This is a genomic window from Acinetobacter sp. ACNIH2, from assembly GCF_002934965.1.
GTDB classification, from domain to species: Bacteria; Pseudomonadota; Gammaproteobacteria; order Pseudomonadales; family Moraxellaceae; genus Acinetobacter; species Acinetobacter tandoii.
Genome location: NZ_CP026412.1, coordinates 1,618,408 through 1,640,989 on the forward strand (window position 1 = coordinate 1,618,408; position 22,582 = coordinate 1,640,989).

The window sequence follows — 22,582 nt, forward strand, 5'->3', positions numbered from 1 at the left end:
CTTCACAGGAGCAAGATTATGGATGAGGTTCAGGTAAACCAAATTCTGCAAAATCCCAAATTTAAGGAAATGGTCAGTCGCAAAAGTAAACTCAGCTGGACACTGACGGTCATTATGTTGGTTGTGTACGTTGGTTTTATGCTGTTGGTCGGCTATAACAAAGAGTTTTTAATGACTTCCTTTAGTGGTGGTGTTACCACGATTGGTATGCCATTGGGTCTAAGCATTATTGTATTATCTTTTGTTTTATGTGGTGTGTATTCGTATATCGCGAATAACAAACTTGATGCATTAAATGAAGAAGCAATGCGTGAAGTCGAAGCAATTGCGCATGAGAAAGGACAGCACTAATGAAATGGAATTCATTGAAAGCACTTACAGTTGCTGCAACAACCCTAATGGCTTCAGGTGTCGCACTAGCAAGTCCAGACTTAGGTGCAGCAGAACAGCAAGCAACTAACTGGCATGCCATCATCATGTTTGCCATTTTTGTCGGCTTTACCTTGTTTATTACCAAATGGGCGGCAAAACAAACCACCAACACTGCAGACTTCTATACAGCAGGTGGCGGAATTTCAGGTTTCCAAAATGGTTTAGCGATTGCGGGTGACTATATGTCCGCGGCGTCATTCTTGGGTATTTCTGCAATGGTTTTCAGCTCAGGTTTTGACGGCTTGCTGTATTCATTGGGTTTCATGGTGGGTTGGCCAGTTGTATTGTTCTTGGTGGCTGAACGTCTACGTAATTTAGGTAAGTTCAACTTATCTGACGTGGTGTCATTCCGTTTGGCGGAAAAACCAGTACGTACACTTGCAGCAATCAGTTCATTAGTTGTGGTTGCATTCTATCTGATCGCTCAGATGGTGGGTGCAGGTCAGTTGATCAAACTTTTATTTGGTTTGAACTACAACATTGCTGTAGTGATTGTTGGTCTTCTGATGATGGCTTACGTAATCTTCGGTGGAATGTTGGCAACGACTTGGGTACAGATTATTAAAGCGGTAATGCTTTTATCTGGCGCTTCATTTATGGCATTCATGGTCATGAAAGGCGTAGGTTTTAGCTTCGCTGAAATGTTCTCTCAATCGATTGATGTTTTTGCAAAAGTACATGAAATTACTGTAGCTGAAGCAGGTAACATCATGGGCCCTGGTAAACTTGCAGCGAATCCAATTGATGCGATTTCTTTAGGTCTTGCATTGATGTTCGGTACAGCAGGTCTTCCACACATCTTAATGCGTTTCTTTACCGTTAAAGATGCAAAAGAAGCACGTAAATCAGTAGTTGTGGCAACAGGTTTCATTGGTTATTTCTATCTTTTAACTTTCATCATCGGCTTTGGTGCGATCCTTTATGTATCGAACAACCCACAGTTCCTTGATGTTGCGAAAATGGCAATGACTGGCAAGCTTGAGCTTGTTGGTGGTAACAACATGGCTGCGGTTCACTTGTCTGATGCATTGGGCGGTGACTTGTTCATGGGCTTCATTTCAGCAGTAGCATTTGCAACGATTCTTGCAGTAGTTGCAGGTTTGACATTGTCTGGTGCTTCAGCAATTTCTCATGACTTGTATGCAAACGTATTCAAGAAAGGTCAAACGACTCCTGAATCTGAACTTCGCATGTCTAAAATTGCAACTTTAGGTTTAGCTATTTTTGCCATGATTTTGGGTATTTTGTTCGAAAAACAAAACGTTGCCTTCATGGTTGGTTTAGCATTCTCTGTAGCTGCATGTGCGAACTTCCCAGTGCTTGTATTATCAATGTTCTGGAAAGGCTTAACGACACGTGGTGCAGTAATTGGCGGTTTGGTGGGTCTAATCACTGCGGTGGTACTCATTGTCTTAGCGAAAGCAGTTTGGGTAGATACTTTGGGTATTTCTGATACGCCAATCAACCCATTCAATGGTCCTGCAATCTTTGCTATGCCATTGGCGTTCTTCTGCTGCTGGTTGTTCTCTGTGACAGATAATTCTGCACGTGCCCAAGCAGAACGTAAAGCATTTGACGCACAGTATGTACGTTCGATGACAGGTGTTGGTATTTCAGGCGCATCTGATCACTAATTCTGAATCAAACAATAAAAAAGCCCCGTCAGGGGTTTTTTTATTGTGTACTAAAAGTTGTCAAATAATGAATACCGAATACCTGCTAGACCTAGCCCACTAAATACGCTAAAACAGAATAAGCAAAATAAAAGATTTCTCAAAAATAAGTACAAACAAATGTTTGAAGTGTCCCCATCAATTGAATAAGGCAGGCAGGTATGCAAGTGATGATCGACTTCTGGAAAGGATTTCGTTTATTGCCATCGGCATGGTTATTGTTGGTTCAATTCTGTATGTTGTGGCTGTCGATCATGGGATACCGTGGGTTGTCATATCGGGCATTTATGTGGTGTCTGGGGGTATTGGCTTTACTGATTATTGCCAAAGTGATTCGACAAACGCCCGTTTATACTTTTCTGGGCTTAAGTTTTGTTGGAGGGGCTTTTATTTTTTCCCTTCTGATTTTATTGGGCTTTGACACCATCACGATACAGGTGATTGCACACAGTTTTGAGAGTTTGGCTTATTTTCTGGCAGCCTATGGTTTGGTACGCTATATGTTTGCAGACCGTTATTTAACCAAAGATGAAATGTTTGCAGCAGGTGCTGTGTTTACCCTAATGGCTTGGGGATTTGCATTTTTATATAACATTTGTCAACTTCTGATTCCCCATAGTTTCCAAAGTCCAATTTCGGGTCTGCAATCTTGGTTGAACCTGTTATTTTTAAGTTTTAGTTTACAGTCGGCGACAGGACTGTCTGATATTATGCCCATGACGCCCGCCGCACGTATTTTAGCGATGTTGCAAATGTTTTGTGGTGTCATGTATTTAGCCTTAATTGTCTCCAGACTGATTGCACTACAATATATTCGGCATGACCCACGACATAATAATGAATAATGCAACGCGATAAATCGTTACAGGAATTGAACTGCCTCAACAGACAGAATTTATTATCATTATCAAGAATCGTTAAAATTTAACATATTCATTTCTTAATAAGATCCGCGAAATTAACCGAATTGGTTTTATCTTTTTTACATCTATAAAAATCTTCTGGGGGAAATTATGCCTTCCATCAAGACGTCTCCGTTTGCCAATGTCAAACGGAATGTATTTTTAAGTACTGTTGCGATTATCGTGCTATTTCTGGCACTCATTTTATTCGATCCAAGCGGTTTTGAACGCTTAACCAAGCATTTAAATCAATGGATTATTGATTCTTTTAGCTGGTTTTATGTTTTAGCCGTTGCTTTTTTTCTTATTTTATTGATTTTCATTGCCATATCGGACATGGGTAAAATTAAACTGGGGCCTGAGCATAGCAGCCCCGAATACAGTAAAGGCTCTTGGTTTGCCATGCTGTTTACCGCTGGTATGGGGATTGGGCTGATGTTTTTTGGCGTGGCTGAACCCGTCATGCATTATGTCAGCCCACCGACTGGAGAAGGGGAAACGTTAGCCTCGGCACAGCAAGCGATGCGGATTACTTTTTTCCATTGGGGTTTACATGCATGGGCTATTTATGCACTGGTGGGATTATCACTGGCTTACTTTTCCTTTCGACATAATTTGCCGCTAAAAGTCCGTTCAGCATTGTATCCATTGGTTGGCAAAAAAATATATGGTCCTGTAGGGGACGCGGTTGATACTTTTGCCACTTTGGGCACGATTTTCGGGGTAGCCACCACACTCGGTTTTGGGGTCACGCAAATTAACTCTGGCTTGAATTACTTATTCGGTATTCAGCAAAGTGTGGCTATTCAAGTGGGGCTGATTGTCTTTGTCAGCTTTTTAGCATCCTTATCGGTCGGTTTTGGGCTAGATAAAGGGATTAAGCGACTGTCTGAGTTGAATTTGATTCTCGCTTTAGTTTTGCTTTTATTCGTTTTTTTCGCCAGTTCCTCAATTTATATCCTACAAACCACGATTCAAAATGCTGGGCAATATGTATCTAACCTGTTTAGCATGACGTTTAATTTATATGCCTATCAACCCAATGGCTGGATTGGCGGGTGGACCATTATGTACTGGGCATGGTGGATTTCATGGTCGCCATTTGTCGGAATGTTTATTGCCCGGGTCTCTCGTGGACGCAGTATCCGAGAGTTCATTGTTGGTGTGTTGTTTATTCCGACAGGTTTTACTCTAATCTGGATGGGTTTTATGGGGAATGCGGCGCTGTTCAGTATTCTTCATGATGGGCAAACCTCCTTAATTGCAGCAGTACAGCGTGATTCATCTGTAGCATTGTTTGAGTTTTTGACCCATCTTCCTTTTGTCCAAATTTCGAGTCTGATTGCCACGGTATTGGTAGTACTGTTCTTTGTCACTTCCGCTGACTCGGGCTCTCTCGTGATTGATTATTTAACTGCAGAAAGTGAGAACTCACCTTTATGGCAGCGATTATTTTGGACAGTTTTAATTGCATTGCTTTCGATTATTCTCTTGATGGCGGGTGGCCTAGCGGCATTGCAATCGGCCACAATTATGAGTGCTTTGCCGTTTACCTTGATTATGCTATTGATGAGTTGGGGCTTAATCAAAGCGCTCAATTTAGATTTGACCAAAATGCAAGCACTGCAAGAAGCACGGATTACCCCACGAGCCATTCAAAATCCACGCAGTTGGCAGCAGCGTTTGGGGTTGATTATGCATTATCCACATACCCAACAAGAAGTTGAACAGTTTATACAACAAGATGTGCAACATGCTTTTCTACAAGTACAAAAGGAATTTCAGCGCCGTCAACTTGAAGTGACCATTCGACCCGTCGAACAGGGATTTCAACTGCGTGTTGATCATCACAACGAAATCAATTTTATTTATCAGGTGGTTTCACGTGAAACTCAACCGCCGAGTTTTATGGCAGATACACGAGAGCAAGATCAGCCGTTTTATCAAGCCGAAGTTTTCTTGCGGGAAGGTGGTCAAAATTATGATGTGATGGACTGGACCTTGGAAGATTTACTGCAAGATATTATTGATCAGTATGAACGTCATTTACATTTCTTGAGTTTGGTGCGTAGCCCGAATGCATAAGCATAAAAAAGGACGCATGTAGCGTCCTTTTTTGATTCCGTGTCTAATCAATTAGAAACGGAATTTAGCATTTAAGCCAACAGTTTGCGTATCAAGATCAACATCTTTTGCATTCGCATTAACATAGCTTGCACCTACAGCAACTGCTGGAGTGATGAAGTAGTTTACGTTTGCGCCCCAAGCAGAGTCAGGTGTGTTGTCAAAGCTTGATTTTACATAAGAAGCACCAACGCTAAGTTTTGGTGTTACATATAAATCAGTTTTGAATTGGTAAGCTGTGTCATCACCATAAACGATGCCAGACTCGAAACCTACAGCCATGTTTGTGCCGTCAATGTTACCTACATATTTAGTACGTGCAGTGATTGCATCTTGGTCATCACCAATAGTTGCAGTTTCACCTACAGCACTAACTACACCTTTGCTCATTACATTAAATGCATCTAAAGCAAATTGGTCAGCAACGCTGGTATAACCTACAGCAACCAAGAAATTCGGAGCAGCTAAAGCACCAAGTTCTAATGCATAACGGTCGCCTTGATCGTCAGAAGCATTGTTGTTTTTGCTGTCTAGAATTGTATGGCTGTAAGACGCGCTTGCATATACAGGTACAAATTTAGTTGGTACATAAGCTTCAGCTTTAGCGCCATAGTTGTGAGCAGTAACATCAAAACCGTTCGAACCTAATTCAGCATAGTTATATGCCAAAGAAACATTAGACGCTTGGTTTAAGAAAGCTGCTTCAGCTAAAGGACCTTTAGAAGAATCTACATCTTTAAAGTAGTAAGTACCTTGCACACCGCCAGTAAAGTCTTTGTCGTTTGCTGCAGATGCATCGATGTACTCAGACTGACCTTGTACTTCGAATTGGTATGCTTGAGCACCGGTCATGGCTAATAATAAAGCAGTGGCTAAACCGAGTTTTTTCATGAGTGTTACCAGTTTGTTAGAATGGATTAAACAAGTGGCATTGTATTGTAACAATTTATTTAGTCAATTAAGTGTATGTTACAGAGTGCAGTGGATTTTAATCTAAAAAGAAAATGTATAGAAATTAGACAAATGGAAAAAAATGTGTCAACCTTTAAAAAAAGACAAGGATAACAATTGAATAAGTGCATTCTTTCCTAAATTTTCGGTACAATAACAGTGTGGAATTAGATGGCTCTTTGATTGTAAAAAAGAATAATTTGTTAATATGTGATTGCCAAAAACAATGATAAATTTCATTAAATTGAAGCAAAATTTTGTAATTCATTTCAAATATTCGCTCAAAATTTAATTAAATATTACTATAAATGTAACAATTGGACTTTTTATAAGCTATTTTCTTTTATTAGTGTGACATGGTTCTCTTTATCTGTATTAAATGTGTTTTTATATAAAACAAAGGAATTTAATCGGCTTTACTTCTGAACAAAAGAGAGACATAATAATTGAGTAATCAGATCATGTTTCATAGAAATAGTGTGATACCTGCCTGATTCTCCACAAAAAGTTTTTAGTTTATCGCCCAACTTTCCCCAAGGTTGGGCTTTTTTTTCTTTTAAAAACATGATTTGTAATTTGAAAATATCAACATTCAGAGAAGGATTAAGGTATTGCATGAGCCATAGATTGAGTGATTACAAGTCAGTCAAATGATCTAATTACATTTTAACTAGGGTAATGAGTGTGAATATGATAGTTCAAGCCAGTATTTTGAATTATTTTCGCACCAAAATGATGCAGTTATTCTTTTGATTTGCGTGAATTTAATGTTGAGATTTAATTGCATAAGCAAAAAAAATCCCAGTTTAAATAAATAAACTGGGATTTTTTTGCCAAAAAACAGGGAAATTTAAAAATATCTGCTGAGGATGAAATTAAAAACGCCCTAATGTTGTGCATTATGCACCATAATGGATCAAAAGTAAACAAATTCAATGGAATTTATTCCGTTTGGTCAAAATCTGGCTATGATAGGTTTAAAAGTGATAGGACAAGTCAGGATGTGGATGCTAAAAGCGATATCTTGTTCAGTTTTAAGCTGGATGCTGTTAAGTGCATGCAGTCAGCAACCTCTTAAGGACCAAATGCAGCAGCCATTGATGATGCAACAACCACGGTTAGCTGAGTTGAATCATATGTTTCAAGCAGTGGGCAGTGCGGTAGTTTTTGTTACTTATGATGGGGAAAAATTGCAGCGTTTTGGCAATGATTTGCAAAGAGCTGAAACTGCCTATATACCTGCTTCAACTTTTAAAATGTTAAATGCTTTAATTGGTTTACAGCAGCGTAAAACCACGACCACTGAAGTATTTTTATGGGATGGAAAAGCACGCGCAATGAAAAGTTGGGAACGGGATATGACTTTGGCTGAGGCGATGCAAGTCTCAGCAGTTCCCATCTATCAAACCTTGGCTCGACGCATTGGTCTGCCGTTGATGCAAAAAGAGCTTCATCGAGTTGGTTATGGAAATGCTCAGATTGGTACACAGGTTGATCGCTTTTGGTTAGATGGACCCTTAAAAATTACACCGCAACAAGAAGCTGAATTTGCTTACAGACTTGCGACCCAGACCTTACCTTTTGATGCACATGTGCAACAAGAGGTGAAACAAATGCTTTATGTGGAGCGTCGTGGTGTTGCTAAGTTGTATGCTAAGTCAGGATGGGGAGCCGATGTAAAACCTCAGGTGGGTTGGTATGTGGGATGGGTGGAACAGCCCAATGGCAAAATTTTGGCCTTTGCTTTAAATATGCAGATACAGAATGAGCAGCAATTGGCAATGCGTAAACAGCTCACCCTAGATGCTTTAGATAAACTTAGTATCTTTCCTTATTTATAAAAATAAAAGACATACAATAGACGAGGTAATGAGATGAAAGCAGCCTAAGTTTGTTTACGAGTGCTTAATTGTTTATGTTAAATTTAAATACCTCAACACGAAGTCAAACTAACAAATTAAAATATCATTTTCAGAGTTGCATCTTTTATAAAGGTTGTGGTTTAACTATAAAGACGCAACGTAGAGAAATTTAATCATATTCATGGCAAGATTACGTGCAGAAAATATAAGTCAGCGATTATTGGGTGCAATGTTGGTCATTGTACTTTCGTTACTGTTTATTTCCGTACCCCTTATTTTTAAAAGCCACCAAAATTACCAGCATGCACAGCTTTCCTTAACAGAGATTCAGAGTCTCCGTGCAGTTGCCGAATTATCCAATAAAATTTCACGTGAACGTGCACCCAGCAACAAAGTCATGTCGAGTACCCCTGAAGAGTATGCACAAAACCGACAAGAATTAGTTGAATATCGTCGAGGTGTGGATCAGCATATTCAGAGTACTATTTTACGTCTGAAAGAAACGGGATTTAGTACTGAAGCGATTGAAATTGTGACGCAATTACAACCACAGTTACAACAAGGGCGTGAGGCGGTAGATTCGTATGCGGCTTTGCCCCGTTCACAACGCAATATGGAACAATTGGATGCCGCCATTTTACAGATGTTCTCGGCATGGGATGCAAGTCATAATGTATTGAAAAATATGGTAATTCACTCACAAAACCTTGATGAGCATACCTCGAATTATTATACCCTGATTTTAATTTTAGCGGATTTACGTGATCAAGCGGGGCGTGTGGCTTCGAATGTGATTGCCCCAGTAACGTTTAAACAGAAAATGCCAGATACCAATTTGGCACGTTCTTTACAAACCCAGCATCAGGCACATTATTTATGGGATTTGGTGAATACCGTCTTGCCTGAACAAGATAAAACTGCTGAATTCATGCAATTACATGACAAAGTCAGAACGGACTTTCTTGAACAGGGGATTAGTACGGTACAACATTTGATACAAGACAGCCTTTCGAGTCGACCTTATGGACTGTCGGGGACCGAGTTAACCAAGAAAATCGTCGATAAATTCAGTTCTGTTGTGAATTTGCAAACCTATATTTTAGATCTTTGTACACGACAAAAAAAGACAACTCATTGAAATAATGGCATAATACTTGTTTTCTGACGACGAATATGATGACACATTTCAATGAGTTACATCTCATCTTAAACAAATATCTAAAGTGGAACAAGTCACGTGTAAAATGTTTTACACTGATTATGCTGGCATTAATTGTAAAACAGACATGTAATCTTTCTTCTGCATCTAAAGCCTTACCCATCACGTGCTTACCACAATCATTTTATCGACGTATACAACGCTTCTTTGCAGATCAGTATTTCGATTATCGTCAAATTTCTCAGTTAATTTTCAATATATTTTCATTCGATAAAGTCCAATTAACTTTGGATAGAACCAACTGGAAATGGGGAAAACGAGATATCAATATCTTGATGTTAGCCATCGTCTATCGTGGAATAGCGATACCTATTGTTTGGACATTGCTCAATAAACGTGGAAATTCAGATACAAAAGAGCGTATTGCTTTGATTCAACGCTTTATCTCCATTTTTGGTAAAGATCGTATTGTGAATGTGTTCGCAGACAGAGAATTTATCGGTGAGAAATGGTTTACATGGTTAATTGAAAATGACATTAACTTCTGTATACGTGTTAAAAAAACTTTATTGTGACCAATCACTTAGCCAAGAATCATAAAATTAGTGATTTATTTCGTCATCTTCAAGTTGGTCAAACAGAATGTCGTAAACGACGTATTTGGGTTGGTCGAGTGAAACTGTATATTAGTGCGCTACGATTAGAAGATGGAGAACTTTTACTTGTTGTTTCTCCTATGTTTAATGCTTCTGCTATTGGTGATTATGCATTACGCTGGGAAATCGAAACCTTATTTAGTTGTCTCAAAGGACGTGGATTCAATCTTGAAAATACTCGTTTAACAGACCCTAGACGAGTCAAGAAATTGATAGCAGTGCTAGCGATCGGTTTCTGTTGGTGCTATTTAACAGGTGAATGGCAACATGATCGAAAAAAAGCGATAAAACTAAAGAAGCATGGACGACTTTCAGTAAGTTTATTTCGCTACGGTTTGGACTATGTTCAGATGGCTATTCTACGTTTGATTGGTTTTGGAAAAAAAGAAGAATTTAAGAAAGTGCTAGCAATTTTAAGAAAGAAAAAGCCTGATAGGACAAGGGCCCTATGAAATTTGTCGTGTACAGAGATTTTAGATTATAGTTTGCAAGTGGCAGAACGAGAGAAATTACAGGCGCAACGTCAATTTTTTCTGACCCTTTTTGTGACCACTGTTTCCTTGTTTGCTGCCTTATTCACCATGATCTACGCGCGCCGTAGGGTTTTTGAACCGTTAATTCAAGCGCGAGAAACGATTTTAAATTTGTCCCAAGGCTCAAAGCTTGAGACAGCTGAAACATTACAGCATGGTTCAGGGGTAGACTCACTGTTTACCGCAATACGTAAATTAGAAAGTATGTTGCAACAACGAGATGCTTTAGAGTTTCAATTAAAAAATATTGCCAATTCTGATGCTTTAACTGGCGTAGCGAATCGTTTGGCTTTAGAGAGTTATATTCGGCACTTAGAAAATCAGCCCAAAAAACTCGAAAAGTTGGGTTTGATAGTGATTGACATTGATGATTTTAAACAAGTGAATGATCAGTATGGGCATATGATTGGCGACAAAGTGATTCAGATGGTGGCCAATATTTTAAAAGCCCATGTGCGTAGTACGGATTTAATTGTGCGTTATGGTGGCGATGAATTTTTGGTCTTGCTTGAGCAAATGAACGATGTTGAAGCGCTGAGCATTGCCGATCAGATTCGTCGTGATGTAGATAAGACAAATATGCAGGTGGGTCTAGCCCCCGATTTACATGTCTCTGTCAGTGCGGGCTATGCCATTGGCGGTGCCAGTTGGTTAGAGTTATTTCATAAAGCCGATCAGTCTTTATTTAAAGCGAAGGCGAAAGGGAAAAATGCGGTACAAGGTTAGACTTATCACCGCATCATTAAGTGTTTATTTAGAATTATTCTTCATCTTGATAGCTGCTAAGACAACTATTGCGAGCACGAGGTTTGCCAGCTTCGTTCCAACATTGGGCTTGGATAATACTGCCTGCATCATAGGTTAAAACAGCTTCAGGTGTGCCATCTTCATACCAAATTTCATAACGGTTTTGTCTGAGACCATTACGGTATTCTCCGCGACGTTCCAATTTGCCGTTGTGAAACCATTGTTTGAGTTCGCCACGCATCACGCCATTTTCAAAACGGACATAGGTCCACGGTTTACCATCGGCATACCAACGCTGTTTCATGCCATCTTGCATGTCATCTTTGTATTTCATGGACAGTGCTAATTGTCCATTCGGGTGCCAAATGCGATATTCACCATCTGGAATGCCGTAGTTCATCGTTGACTCTTGTTCTTTTAAGCCGTTGGCATGCCAAAAAATGAGTTTGCCATGATAACTGCCATCTTCATATTCAATGTGGCTGCGTATTTTGCCATTCGGATAATAACTTTCGAATGTCCCTGACCCTTGCACCTGATCTGGAAAATGCACCAGATGTTCGCATTCGCTGGCTTTGTTCGAAGGCTTTTGTGTAGTGATAAATCCAGAGGTTAAGGGGCTTTGGTCGGAGTAGAAATATTGCACTAGCCATGATTTTGAAGAACCGCCTGCTTGAATACTGGGTGTGCATTTGGGATGGTCTTGCCATGGATCATCACTGCCATCCGATTCTGAAGTGAAAACAACCATATTTTCATTGATATAGCCATCGGCGAAGGTGTGTAGGGACACAAGTCCCAAAGACATGCTGAGAAGAAATGCTTTCATGATTTTGATAATGTAATTGAGTTATTGAAAAGTCATAGGGCTTCTGTTTTGATAAAAGCCGAGTCGGATTTTACGTGATTTGAATTTAAATTGAGAAATAGAATTTAGATTTTGGTGTTAAGTGATTTGAATATCCGTTTGATTCTTTACCACGTCCTCATATTCAAGTAGCAGTTTTGATTTTAGTTGTGTAGGAGTTGCCTCACTTTTGACTGGACAAAAGTGACAAAACCCATGTGTTTGACTGATGCTCAGTCCCTTGAGCACAGTCAAACGGGCGACATCGACATCCATGTCGCCTGTTTTATAACAGGACTTTATAAAATATTAATTCTTTATGGATTGATTACAATAAGGGTGACTTAATTGCCCATTGTTATAGCCAGCTGTACCACCATCTTCGACACGAATAATATGATCGTAAGAAATAGATTTAGGAGCATCTAAATAACCATTACATATTGGACATTTAAGTGCAGTCTTTAATGCTGAATAAATAAAGATTTGACTTTTTTGATCATCGGTAAACTTGGTAGATGAACTTTGATACTCGCCAACTAAGATTTTTCCTTGAAAGCCTGCAAAATTGATAAAATCTTGTTCAGTTACATCTTTATTTAATAACAGTTTTTTTATTGCTTCGGATAAAATTTCTTTATAAGTATTATTACGTTTATTACTTAAAGAGCGTTGGAGAATGCCCGCAATAAGATCTTTGTGTTCGATTAAGAGACGTTCAAGTTGTTCCCTTATTTTAATAAAGTTTTGCTTTGTACACGACAAAAAAAGACAACTCATTGAAATAATGGCATAATACTTGTTTTCTGACGACGAATATGATGACACATTTCAATGAGTTACATCTCATCTTAAACAAATATCTAAAGTGGAACAAGTCACGTGTAAAATGTTTTACACTGATTATGCTGGCATTAATTGTAAAACAGACATGTAATCTTTCTTCTGCATCTAAAGCCTTACCCATCACGTGCTTACCACAATCATTTTATCGACGTATACAACGCTTCTTTGCAGATCAGTATTTCGATTATCGTCAAATTTCTCAGTTAATTTTCAATATATTTTCATTCGATAAAGTCCAATTAACTTTGGATAGAACCAACTGGAAATGGGGAAAACGAGATATCAATATCTTGATGTTAGCCATCGTCTATCGTGGAATAGCGATACCTATTGTTTGGACATTGCTCAATAAACGTGGAAATTCAGATACAAAAGAGCGTATTGCTTTGATTCAACGCTTTATCTCCATTTTTGGTAAAGATCGTATTGTGAATGTGTTCGCAGACAGAGAATTTATCGGTGAGAAATGGTTTACATGGTTAATTGAAAATGACATTAACTTCTGTATACGTGTTAAAAAAACTTTATTGTGACCAATCACTTAGCCAAGAATCATAAAATTAGTGATTTATTTCGTCATCTTCAAGTTGGTCAAACAGAATGTCGTAAACGACGTATTTGGGTTGGTCGAGTGAAACTGTATATTAGTGCGCTACGATTAGAAGATGGAGAACTTTTACTTGTTGTTTCTCCTATGTTTAATGCTTCTGCTATTGGTGATTATGCATTACGCTGGGAAATCGAAACCTTATTTAGTTGTCTCAAAGGACGTGGATTCAATCTTGAAAATACTCGTTTAACAGACCCTAGACGAGTCAAGAAATTGATAGCAGTGCTAGCGATCGGTTTCTGTTGGTGCTATTTAACAGGTGAATGGCAACATGATCGAAAAAAAGCGATAAAACTAAAGAAGCATGGACGACTTTCAGTAAGTTTATTTCGCTACGGTTTGGACTATGTTCAGATGGCTATTCTACGTTTGATTGGTTTTGGAAAAAAAGAAGAATTTAAGAAAGTGCTAGCAATTTTAAGAAAGAAAAAGCCTGATAGGACAAGGGCCCTATGAAATTTGTCGTGTACAGAGAAAGTTTTGAAAAAAGGTTTGGTCGTTATTAGAGAGTTTCTCGTTAATTAATGAAAATGTGCCTAAGAACATTGAACTTGAATGTCTTCCACTAGGACCATAGAAGTAGACAGCAGGATGTAGTCCTAAGCTACCGTTATCATTACCAGTAATCCGTGATGCTAATTTTAATAGTTTATTTAGACAGGTAAGAGTCAGAGATCCAGTATCATCGTTTTCATCATCTTCAAGTTTTTTGATACTAGCTTGCTTGGATGAAGCCATTGCAAGTAATTCTATTAAGGCTCTAGACTAGCAGATTTATACTTAATTTTATCTAATGATGTTCCACAACTCAGTTGCTAACTCATTAGGTTCTCTCATCCAACGCCATTCAGACTCCTTCAGATGGTAGTCAAAATAATCTTTTGAGATACCATTGAACTTGGATAATCTTCGTTTACAGAAACTCCAAAATGATTCTATTCCATTTATGTGACATTGTCCTCTAGCAAACTCATTTGCTCCGTGATTTACCCTGAAATGCTTTGAATAACCAACATCAACTAGACCATTATAGCCTCGCCATCCATCACTATAAATGACACTTTCTAGTGCCACCTTACCTAAGATAACCTTTTGTAAAGTCTTCATTTTACAGTCAGGAACGATTTCAGTATAAACACGCCCATCCCGTTCAAATATTCCAAATACGGGTTGTTTTAAAGTGCCACGACCACGTTTTAACTTCCCATGAAAACCACGTTGTCGTTTAGCGCCAAAATAGCTTTCATCCACTTCAATAGAACCTACAAATTTAGTTCTTAAATCTGTTTGATGATCATAAATAGCTTCCCTAAAAAGCATGTACCAATAGTTGATCGTATTACGATTTAAATTGAGTAATAATGCAGTTTTAGAAGCGGGTATATCAATGCAAAAGCATTGAATGATTTTTTTAATCTTGTAGTGGCTTAATTTACTGTTTTTAATCATGATTACAGACCAACATAACTAGTCTGCTAGTCTAGAGCCCTATTAATATTTGAAGAGCATTTCTTACACCTTTAGATCCACTTAAGGGTAAGTCTAATGTTTTGATTGGTTGTGAGGCTTCTGGACTAAATAAAGTTGCATGTAATGATGCTGCTACGGATTCAATTTTTGATTGTATTTCATAGTCGAAGTTTGACCAGTATTTGTGACCTTGCCCAGCACGAATAATTGCTCGAGCTGAAATAGGAATTGGCTTGAATCTATTTCTTAGTAATTTCTCCTCTAGCTCATCAAGAGGAGTGCCTTTCATGTTGATATTAAAAAAAGATGTTTCGGCTTTTTTTACATCACCAGTAACCCATTGTACTGATAACCCTCTAGCTGTAAGAGTATTCAATCTTTTCTTTTTTTGAGGATCTAGTTGTGAGTGATCATCTAATTTTGAAAGAGATTGGTAACTTGCCCAGCTCCCTATTTTATCATTAATCATTTTGCGTACTTTCGTAGCAGCCTTCCTCTGCTCTAAAGATATATTGTCAGAGCCAAAATATTTAAATGATAAATGACCATCACCATAATCATCTTCAACCCAAGAGCGCAATGCACTTAATCTATGTCCACCATCAATTACGAACATATAAGAATTTGATTTCCATAAGATGACTGAAGGAATTAAATCACCATCTAAATAGCATTCTAATAATGATACTAATTGTTCGGGAGACCAATGATTTGTTTCACGTTGAAAATCAGGCTTCCTTAATAAACTAATAATAGGTTTACCAGTTTCTAACTCTCGTGCAGGAATACTATGGAAATTTTCAAAAGAAGTATTATCAGGACTTTCCTCTGCAAAGTCTTCACGCTTAATCATCGCATCTAAATTTACTAGATTAGATTTACTAGCCATTTATTTAATCCTAAGAGTTTATTATTTAGTAAGTATGTTGTGGTTTTATAAGATTAATTAACTCTCTTGATCTTGAATAATATTTAGTAGAAGAAAAAGAGAGTAATCCTCTTTTCCCAAAGCAGGGAATTCCCCTCTTTAAAAAGAGGGGCTAGGGGAGATTCTTATTTCAACAACGGTTTTAAAAACCTTGCTGTATGTGAAATTTTATTTTTCACCACTTCTTCGGGTGTACCTTCGGCAATAATCTGACCACCACCTGCACCACCCTCAGGGCCTAAGTCAATAATCCAGTCTGCGGTTTTAATCACATCCAAATTATGCTCAATCACCACAATGGTGTTCCCTTTGTTACGTAGCTCATGCAGGATGTCGAGCAACTTGGCGATGTCATGGAAATGCAGACCTGTAGTCGGTTCATCCAGTACATACAAGGTTTTACCTGTATCGCGTTTTGCCAACTCACGTGCCAGTTTTACCCGTTGAGCTTCACCGCCAGACAGCGTAGTTGCTGACTGTCCCAAACGGATATAACCCAAACCCACTTGGTTCAAGGTTTCCAAACGACGGTGAATCACAGGAATAGCATCGAAGAAATGCATGGCATCTTCAACCGTCATGTCCAATACATCGGAAATGTTTTTGCCTTTGTAGCCGACTTCCAAAGTTTCACGGTTATAGCGTTTACCGTGACAGTTATCACAGGGCACATACATATCTGGCAAGAAGTGCATGGCGACTTTAATCATACCGTCGCCTTCGCAGGCTTCACAGCGTCCGCCTTTCACGTTAAAGGAGAAACGACCTGCCGCATAACCGCGTGCTTTGGCTTCTGGCGTTTGGGCAAACAACTCACGAATTGGGGTAAATAAACCTGTATAGGTGGCAGGGTTGGAACGTGGGGTTCGTCCAATCGGGCTTTGGTCAATATCTACGACTTTATCGAGGAATTGTAAGCCATCAATTGAGTCGAACTTCTCCGCAGTGAGGGTGGTTGCACCATTGAGTTGAGTCGCAGCCAATGGCAATAAGGTACGGTTAATCAGAGTCGATTTCCCTGAACCCGACACACCTGTAACACAGGTCATCACACCCAGTGGAATGGTGAGGTCAACATCTTTTAGGTTGTGTCCAGCAGCACCCATGAGCTTAATTTGTTCGTCAGGACGTGGAGGTTGCGTACGCTGTTTAGGCACAGCAATTTTGAGTTTTCCAGACAGATATTGTCCTGTGAGTGAATCTTCATGACGTGCCAATTCATCTGCCGTACCTTCGGCAATAATCGCACCACCATGCACGCCCGCACCAGGGCCAATATCAATAATATGATCGGCTGCACGAATCGCATCTTCATCATGTTCGACCACCAATACGGTATTGCCGAGGTCACGCAAGCGCACTAAAGTTTCCAGTAGACGGTCATTGTCACGTTGATGAAGACCAATCGATGGCTCATCCAACACGTACATTACTCCCATCAAGCCTGCACCAATTTGCGAAGCTAGACGAATACGCTGTGCTTCACCGCCTGACAGGGTTTCAGCCGAACGCGACAGGCTCAGATAGTTCAATCCGACAGAAACGAGGAAGTGTAGACGCTCACGAATTTCTTTAAAAATCTTGTCGGCAATTTCGCCTTTAGCACCTGTTAAATTTAGGGTTTGATAATAGGCTTCCGCATCACCAATCGACATTTTGGTGATCTCAGCAATAGTTTTATCTTTGACACGCACATTGCGGGAAATTTCGTTTAAACGTGAACCACCACAGGCATCGCAGGCTGCATTGGATAAGTACTGTGCCAAATCATCGCGCACATAGTTACTCTCGGTTTCACGGTAACGACGCTCAAGGTGCGGTAAAATCCCTTCAAACGGTTGTACCCGATTGTGCTTGCGTCCACGCTCATCGATATAACTCAAATCGACCTTTTCTTTGCCTGTACCGTATAAAAACTTTTTCTGGGTGTCTTTATCCAGCTCGTTCCACGGGGTATCGAGTGACAATTCAAAATGATCCGCAACTTTTTGAATCATGCTGTAGTAATACGGGCGTTGTCTGTCCCAACCACGAATGGCACCCTGACTAATCGATAGCTCGGAATTTGGAATGAGTTTGTCTGCACTGAAATGGCTACGCGTACCTAAACCATCACAGACAGGGCAGGCACCAAAGGGATTGTTAAAGGAAAATAAGCGCGGTTCCAGTTCTGCTACAGCACGGTCACATTCAGGGCAAGAGTGCTTGGCTGAAAAGACGCGGTCAGGGTGTTCGCCTTTCATCCATGATAGTACTGCAATATCACCACCTAAACGTAAGGCAGTTTCAAAACTTTCTGCAATACGGTTGCCGAGGTCATCACGGACTTTAAAACGGTCGACCACCACTTCAATGGTGTGCTTTTTCTTTTTGTCCAGTTCAGGTGGTGAATCAATATCGATGATTTCACCATCTACACGCGCACGAACAAAACCTTGGCTTTGCAGTTGTTCAAACAGATTGCTGTATTCACCTTTACGCTCACGCACCACAGGTGCAAGTAGCATCAGGGCTGTGCCTTCTTCAAGGGCTTTGACTGCATCGACCATTTCTGAAATGGTTTGTGCCACCATTGGTAGGTCATGTTCAGGGCAAAAAGGCGTACCGACACGTGCATAGAGTAGACGTAGATAGTCGTAAATTTCAGTAATGGTGCCTACTGTCGAGCGCGGGTTGTGGCTGGTAGACTTCTGCTCAATGGCAATCGCAGGGCTTAAACCTTCAATCGAATCGACCTCAGGTTTTTCCATTTGCGATAAAAACTGACGCGCATAGGCAGATAGTGATTCTACATAGCGACGCTGACCTTCGGCATATAAGGTATCGAAAGCGAGAGAAGATTTACCTGAACCTGAGAGTCCCGTAATCACCACAAACTTGTCGCGGGGAATATCGAGGCTCACATTTTTTAAATTGTGGGTACGTGCACCTCGAATACGGATATGACTTTGGCTCATGAAAATATCTCAATTATTGTGCAAATAGAAACTTATATGATAGCGCTTTAAAATTGTTCAAGTCAGTGATCTGAATTTTTAAACGACAAATCATGACGGATGAATTATCTCTGAACAATGCAGCAGAGTATAGCTCGCTATTATTAACATTCATTTGTCGCAGTGACTATTTCTCGAAAGTAAAGCAATGTAAGTTACATAAATTAACTAGACGACTGGTCTAATAGTGGAATATAGTCAGCTCATGAAACGATCAAGTAAAAGTGAAGCCACCCGCCAACATATTCTCGACACCAGTTTCCCACTGGTATTACAGAAAGGCTTTGTCGGAGTTGGGCTACAAGAAATCTTAAAAGCCTGTGACGTGCCAAAAGGCTCGTTCTACCATTATTTTGCATCGAAAGAGGCTTTTGGCTGTGCACTGTTAGAGCAGTACATCACGGACTATAAAAATCAGGTAGAGCAGTTGTGGCAACTGACTGATGGTAGTGCCTATGCGCGATTGATAGCGTTATGGCAGGCATGGATTGAAGACCCGATTCATGGCGGTTGGGCGGAAAACTGTCTAATTGTGAAATTGGCGGCAGAAGTTTCTGACTTGTCCGAAGATATGCGTCAAATCCTGAATTTTGGTGTAGATAAATTAACCGAACGCGTTGCGACTTTGCTTGAGGAAGGGCAGCAGGAAGGTTCCATTCCTGTACATATCCAACCTTTTAAAATGGCACAAGTGATGTATCAACTGTGGTTGGGTGCAGCCTTGTTGGCCAAATTGGCACAAGACAAAGCCCCTTTGCATTTGGCGCTTGAAACCACACACAACCTCTTACAACCCATCAAGGATTAATCCATGCGTAGTATTATTCATCGTCGTTTTGACGAACCAGTTGATGTATTAGAACAAGCAGACATGCCACAACCTGAGCCAAAAGCAGGGCAAGTCCGTTTAAAAGTGATTTTATCCCCCATTCATAACCATGATGTATTGACGGTACGTGGTAGCTATGGCTATAAGCCTGAATTACCTGCTATTGGTGGTAGTGAAGCGGTTGGAGTAATCGATGCATTCGGTGAAGGCGTAACAGGCTTTGAATTGGGACAGCGTGTTTCGGTAGCGGGCATTCATGGTAGTTGGGCAGAATATTGTCTAGCACCAGCAGCAGCCCTCATCCCTTTACCTGATAGCATTCCCGATGAATTGGCAGCACAACTTATTGCCATGCCTCTTAGTTCTTTAATGTTATTGGATTATGCCAACTTAGAGTCAGGTCAGTGGATGATTCAAAATACTGCCAATGGTGCAGTAGGTAAAACCATAGCGATGGTGGCACAAGCACGTGGCATTCATGTGATTAACTTGGTGCGTCGTCAAGAAGCTGTTGCCGAAATGACTGCTTTAGGCATTCAAAATGTGGTGGCAACCGATCAAACCGATTGGAAAGCCCAAGTCAAAGCTATTCAAGGTGATCAGCCATTGATGGTTGGGGTCGATTCGATTGGAGGTAAAGCCAGCGGTGAGTTGTTGAGCTTATTGGGTGAAAATTCCTTATTGGTTTCCTTCGGTAGCATGACGGGTGAAACCATGCAGATTGAGTCGGGCGATTTAATCTTTAAACAAGCCACAATCAAAGGATTTTGGGCGAGTGTAGTGAATCAGCACATGCCTGCGGAACGTAAAAAAGCTTTGGTGGCTGAATTATTAACGCTCGCGGCACAGCAGAAACTGACTCTGCCTGTCGAAGGAATTTATACTTTTGATCAGGTGTCGCAAGCAGCGGAAAAAGCAACTCAAGCAGCACGCCAAGGTAAAGTGTTATTTAAACCTTAATTTTGAAGGTTGAAGTGGGCCGAAAGGCTCACTTTTGCCATCGCAAATAAAACAACAAGGAAAATAAAAATGCTCGGACAAATTTTAGTGGGACTCATTGCAGTTTTGCATGTGTATATTTTAGTGCTAGAAATGTTTTTATGGGATAAGCCCTATAGCTTAAAAGCCTTTGGCAATACCCCTGAAAAAGCCCAATTGACCAAGGTTATGGCACAAAATCAGGGCTTGTATAATGGCTTCTTGGCAGCAGGTTTATTCTGGTCGTTGTGCGCACCTGAAAGCTATGCTTTAGCTTTGGCCAATTTCTTTTTAGGCTGTGTATTGGTGGCAGGGATTTATGGTGGTTTGACCGCCAGTAAAAAGATTATTTATATTCAGGCGGTGCCTGCGCTATTGGCGTTATTGGTAGTCAATTTACTTTAAAAAATAAAACTCTAGCGAGGTGTTAGCACCCTGTGCATAACACCTTTGCTTGGGATGATTTAGCAAGCTCAGGCAAGTGGACGTTCAAAAATAGACTCAACCGATTCGACAGCATATTGCCTAGGAAGATCCTGATGTTGGCGGGCATAAACATTTATATCTTTTTCTAAAATTTGCAGAACGTCATTGTAGTGTTGAGCAAAATTTTACGCCAACAGAGCATCGTCCCGTCTATCTGGAAGCAGATAGATGAAGCGGAATTGGCTCGAAATCCAAATTTTATCCTAGATATTTCCACTAAATTCACATGCAAAGCTGCCTTTTAGAGCGCAGAATACGGGAGTGGGCTAGATAGTGAAAGTATTGGATAGAACCGAAGTATGTGGGTATTATTTTTAAAATGTATGTTGGGCGCAGCAGTCGTGTTGCTGATTTCAATTTTATCCAAAAGTAAGGCTTTTTATATTGCAGGTTTGGTTCCGCTGTTTCCCACTTTTGCCTTAATTGCACACGTCATTGTGTATCAGCAAAAAGGGGCGGAAGCCTTACAAAAAACTGCCCTGTTTGGCTTATGGTCTCTGATTCCTTATGCCATTTATTTAGCTGCCGTTTATGTGTTGGCGACGCGCATGTCGATGTGGTCATGTTTGGGCGTAGCGACACTGAGTTGGGTCGTGGCTGCGGCAGGTTTAATTTATGTGTGGCAAATATTTCAGCACTGAAAAGATTAAGTAAAGTGTCTTAATCTTTTCAAGCAGGGGCACTTATGATGCTTTCAGAACGCGGTCTTTGAGAATACGTTCAGCTATATGAAGCATTTTCTTACGAGATAGAATACGGGGCAATTGAGCGGTGAGATAGTTACTACACCCGACAATAATAGATGTTTTGTTTTGATCTAGGGCGACTAATGTGGCTGAAACGACGTCATCAACTGAAGAGCTTTTCATGCCGCGAGTATCGGCATTTGCCACTTCTGTAAAATTGGTTTCGGTATTGCCGGGACAAACTGCCAACAATTTAACCCCTGAAGATGCATATTCTCCTGCAAGTGCTTCAGTAAAATTAAGCACGTAAGATTTGCTTGCTCCATAGACCGCAATATAAGGTAAAGGTTGGAAAGCTGCTGTCGATGCGATATTGATCATGATGCCTTTTTTGCTCGCCAGCATCTGTGGCAAAAATAAGTAACATAAGGACGTTACACTATTCATGTTGAGCATGATCATTTCGTTGTAGGTTGCGGCAGATTGATCTAGAAATTGACTCCATTTTCCAAATCCAGCGTTGTTAATTAAAATGTCGACCGACAATTTTCGTGCTTGCACCTCATCAAACAGCTTTTGTGCTGCATGGGGTTGAGCCAAATCTAGACCAATGACTTCAACCTGAATGTTATATTTTTTTTCAAGCTCATTGGCTAACTCATTCAGTTTTTGCTCAGAGCGCGCGGTTAAAATTAAGTGGATGCCTAAAGACCCAAGCTTTTGCGCATAGGCTTTGCCGATTCCTGAAGATGCGCCTGTAATTAATGCTGTTGAATTTTTAAATATAGAAAGATGAGAACTCATTTTATAAATCCATAATAAAAGGAGTTATGACCATAAACCTTTCCCCTAGGGGCAGAGTCAAGC

20 protein-coding genes are annotated in these 22,582 nt (G+C 40.1%); 13 read left to right on the forward strand and 7 right to left on the reverse strand.

Translation table 11 applies throughout. From position 1 onward, the window contains the following. The first annotated feature begins 18 nt into the window (after positions 1–18). The 4 genes from C3F34_RS07555 to C3F34_RS07570 all read left to right on the forward strand — a co-directional run bounded on the left by C3F34_RS07555 (position 19) and on the right by C3F34_RS07570 (position 5,092). Positions 19–351: a DUF485 domain-containing protein gene (locus C3F34_RS07555; RefSeq protein ID WP_104441344.1), complete on the forward strand. Its 333-nt coding sequence runs from the start codon at positions 19–21 to the stop codon at positions 349–351. Next, positions 351–2,066, forward strand: coding sequence for a cation acetate symporter (locus C3F34_RS07560; RefSeq protein ID WP_104441345.1), 1,716 nt, complete (start codon positions 351–353; stop codon positions 2,064–2,066). The genes C3F34_RS07555 and C3F34_RS07560 overlap by 1 nt, the downstream gene beginning before the upstream one ends. Positions 2,067–2,266: 200 nt before the next feature. After that, complete coding sequence (locus tag C3F34_RS07565) at positions 2,267–2,950, forward strand: ion channel (RefSeq protein WP_104441346.1); 684 nt, start codon at positions 2,267–2,269, stop codon at positions 2,948–2,950. Positions 2,951–3,118: 168 nt separating this feature from the next. After that, positions 3,119–5,092 carry a BCCT family transporter gene (locus tag C3F34_RS07570; protein ID WP_104441347.1) on the forward strand — a complete coding sequence of 658 codons (1,974 nt, stop codon included), beginning with the start codon at positions 3,119–3,121 and terminating at the stop codon, positions 5,090–5,092. A gap of 51 nt (positions 5,093–5,143) precedes the next feature. Here the strand turns inward: C3F34_RS07570 and omp33-36 are convergent, their stop codons facing one another. Beyond that, positions 5,144–6,022 carry a porin Omp33-36 gene (omp33-36, locus tag C3F34_RS07575; protein ID WP_044738904.1) on the reverse strand — a complete coding sequence of 293 codons (879 nt, stop codon included), beginning with the start codon at positions 6,020–6,022 and terminating at the stop codon, positions 5,144–5,146. A 1,061-nt stretch (positions 6,023–7,083) separates the two neighbouring features. On the opposite strand from omp33-36, the gene C3F34_RS07585 reads away from it, so the two are divergent. From C3F34_RS07585 to C3F34_RS07600, 4 genes are all read left to right on the forward strand, one after another. Next, positions 7,084–7,923, forward strand: a complete 840-nt coding sequence (locus C3F34_RS07585) for a carbapenem-hydrolyzing class D beta-lactamase OXA-1036 (RefSeq protein ID WP_104442312.1) — start codon at positions 7,084–7,086, stop codon at positions 7,921–7,923. Between the two features lie 202 nt (positions 7,924–8,125). Continuing rightward, entirely contained in the window at positions 8,126–9,082 is a 957-nt protein-coding gene (locus C3F34_RS07590; RefSeq protein WP_104441349.1) for a hypothetical protein, read from the forward strand. Between the two features lie 38 nt (positions 9,083–9,120). Next, a protein-coding gene (locus C3F34_RS07595) for an IS4 family transposase (protein WP_104442269.1) occupies positions 9,121–10,211 on the forward strand; the annotation gives its coding sequence in 2 pieces (ribosomal slippage) (positions 9,121–9,661 and positions 9,661–10,211; 1,092 coding nt in all). A gap of 3 nt (positions 10,212–10,214) precedes the next feature. After that, positions 10,215–11,018 carry a GGDEF domain-containing protein gene (locus C3F34_RS07600; protein ID WP_158654339.1) on the forward strand — a complete coding sequence of 268 codons (804 nt, stop codon included), beginning with the start codon at positions 10,215–10,217 and terminating at the stop codon, positions 11,016–11,018. Between the two features lie 34 nt (positions 11,019–11,052). Here C3F34_RS07600 and C3F34_RS07605 read toward each other — a convergent pair whose 3' ends face one another. Continuing rightward, positions 11,053–11,847, reverse strand: coding sequence for a toxin-antitoxin system YwqK family antitoxin (locus C3F34_RS07605; RefSeq protein WP_158654340.1), 795 nt, complete (start codon positions 11,845–11,847; stop codon positions 11,053–11,055). Between the two features lie 348 nt (positions 11,848–12,195). Continuing rightward, on the reverse strand, positions 12,196–12,651 hold the full coding sequence (locus tag C3F34_RS07610) for an HNH endonuclease signature motif containing protein (RefSeq protein ID WP_228155345.1): 456 nt from the start codon (positions 12,649–12,651) through the stop codon (positions 12,196–12,198). A gap of 56 nt (positions 12,652–12,707) precedes the next feature. On the opposite strand from C3F34_RS07610, the gene C3F34_RS07615 reads away from it, so the two are divergent. Then, positions 12,708–13,798, forward strand: a protein-coding gene (locus tag C3F34_RS07615) for an IS4 family transposase (RefSeq protein WP_104442269.1) whose coding sequence is annotated in 2 segments (ribosomal slippage) — positions 12,708–13,248 and positions 13,248–13,798 — 1,092 coding nt in all. Because the reading frame shifts where the segments join, the coding sequence is not laid out codon by codon here. A gap of 330 nt (positions 13,799–14,128) precedes the next feature. Here C3F34_RS07615 and C3F34_RS07625 read toward each other — a convergent pair. The 3 genes from C3F34_RS07625 to uvrA form a co-directional block, all read right to left on the reverse strand. Continuing rightward, complete coding sequence (locus tag C3F34_RS07625; RefSeq protein ID WP_104440784.1) at positions 14,129–14,791, reverse strand: IS1595 family transposase; 663 nt, start codon at positions 14,789–14,791, stop codon at positions 14,129–14,131. Positions 14,792–14,822: 31 nt separating this feature from the next. Further along, positions 14,823–15,701: a DUF262 domain-containing protein gene (locus tag C3F34_RS07630; protein WP_228155346.1), complete on the reverse strand. Its 879-nt coding sequence runs from the start codon at positions 15,699–15,701 to the stop codon at positions 14,823–14,825. Between the two features lie 164 nt (positions 15,702–15,865). Beyond that, entirely contained in the window at positions 15,866–18,697 is a 2,832-nt protein-coding gene (gene uvrA, locus C3F34_RS07635) for an excinuclease ABC subunit UvrA (protein ID WP_016168800.1), read from the reverse strand. 244 nt (positions 18,698–18,941) lie between these two features. Between uvrA and C3F34_RS07640 the strand changes: the two genes are divergently transcribed. The 4 genes from C3F34_RS07640 to C3F34_RS07655 all read left to right on the forward strand — a co-directional run bounded on the left by C3F34_RS07640 (position 18,942) and on the right by C3F34_RS07655 (position 21,670). Continuing rightward, entirely contained in the window at positions 18,942–19,544 is a 603-nt protein-coding gene (locus C3F34_RS07640; protein WP_104441352.1) for a TetR/AcrR family transcriptional regulator, read from the forward strand. A gap of 3 nt (positions 19,545–19,547) precedes the next feature. Further along, entirely contained in the window at positions 19,548–20,525 is a 978-nt protein-coding gene (locus tag C3F34_RS07645) for a zinc-binding dehydrogenase (RefSeq protein ID WP_104441353.1), read from the forward strand. A gap of 69 nt (positions 20,526–20,594) precedes the next feature. Continuing rightward, on the forward strand, positions 20,595–20,948 hold the full coding sequence (locus tag C3F34_RS07650) for a DUF1304 domain-containing protein (protein WP_104441354.1): 354 nt from the start codon (positions 20,595–20,597) through the stop codon (positions 20,946–20,948). A gap of 380 nt (positions 20,949–21,328) precedes the next feature. After that, positions 21,329–21,670, forward strand: a complete 342-nt coding sequence (locus tag C3F34_RS07655; RefSeq protein WP_104441355.1) for a GlpM family protein — start codon at positions 21,329–21,331, stop codon at positions 21,668–21,670. Positions 21,671–21,712: 42 nt separating this feature from the next. Here the strand turns inward: C3F34_RS07655 and C3F34_RS07660 are convergent, their stop codons facing one another. Then, on the reverse strand, positions 21,713–22,519 hold the full coding sequence (locus C3F34_RS07660; protein WP_104441356.1) for an SDR family NAD(P)-dependent oxidoreductase: 807 nt from the start codon (positions 22,517–22,519) through the stop codon (positions 21,713–21,715). Between the last annotated feature and the right edge of the window lie 63 nt (positions 22,520–22,582).

Bases quoted from the DNA above. Each gene is read 5' to 3' on its own strand.
- omp33-36 (WP_044738904.1), bottom strand. From the start codon at position 6,022: ATGAAAAAACTCGGTTTAGCCACTGCTTTATTATTAGCCATGACCGGT.
- C3F34_RS07585 (WP_104442312.1), top strand. From the start codon at position 7,084: ATGTGGATGCTAAAAGCGATATCTTGTTCAGTTTTAAGCTGGATGCTG.
- C3F34_RS07645 (WP_104441353.1), top strand. From the start codon at position 19,548: ATGCGTAGTATTATTCATCGTCGTTTTGACGAACCAGTTGATGTATTA.
- C3F34_RS07630 (WP_228155346.1), bottom strand. From the start codon at position 15,701: ATGGCTAGTAAATCTAATCTAGTAAATTTAGATGCGATGATTAAGCGT.
- C3F34_RS07655 (WP_104441355.1), top strand. From the start codon at position 21,329: ATGTGGGTATTATTTTTAAAATGTATGTTGGGCGCAGCAGTCGTGTTG.
- C3F34_RS07605 (WP_158654340.1), bottom strand. From the start codon at position 11,847: ATGTCTTTGGGACTTGTGTCCCTACACACCTTCGCCGATGGCTATATC.
- C3F34_RS07570 (WP_104441347.1), top strand. From the start codon at position 3,119: ATGCCTTCCATCAAGACGTCTCCGTTTGCCAATGTCAAACGGAATGTA.
- C3F34_RS07640 (WP_104441352.1), top strand. From the start codon at position 18,942: ATGAAACGATCAAGTAAAAGTGAAGCCACCCGCCAACATATTCTCGAC.
- C3F34_RS07660 (WP_104441356.1), bottom strand. From the start codon at position 22,519: ATGAGTTCTCATCTTTCTATATTTAAAAATTCAACAGCATTAATTACA.
- C3F34_RS07590 (WP_104441349.1), top strand. From the start codon at position 8,126: ATGGCAAGATTACGTGCAGAAAATATAAGTCAGCGATTATTGGGTGCA.
- C3F34_RS07625 (WP_104440784.1), bottom strand. From the start codon at position 14,791: ATGATTAAAAACAGTAAATTAAGCCACTACAAGATTAAAAAAATCATT.
- uvrA (WP_016168800.1), bottom strand. From the start codon at position 18,697: ATGAGCCAAAGTCATATCCGTATTCGAGGTGCACGTACCCACAATTTA.
- C3F34_RS07560 (WP_104441345.1), top strand. From the start codon at position 351: ATGAAATGGAATTCATTGAAAGCACTTACAGTTGCTGCAACAACCCTA.
- C3F34_RS07555 (WP_104441344.1), top strand. From the start codon at position 19: ATGGATGAGGTTCAGGTAAACCAAATTCTGCAAAATCCCAAATTTAAG.
- C3F34_RS07565 (WP_104441346.1), top strand. From the start codon at position 2,267: ATGCAAGTGATGATCGACTTCTGGAAAGGATTTCGTTTATTGCCATCG.
- C3F34_RS07650 (WP_104441354.1), top strand. From the start codon at position 20,595: ATGCTCGGACAAATTTTAGTGGGACTCATTGCAGTTTTGCATGTGTAT.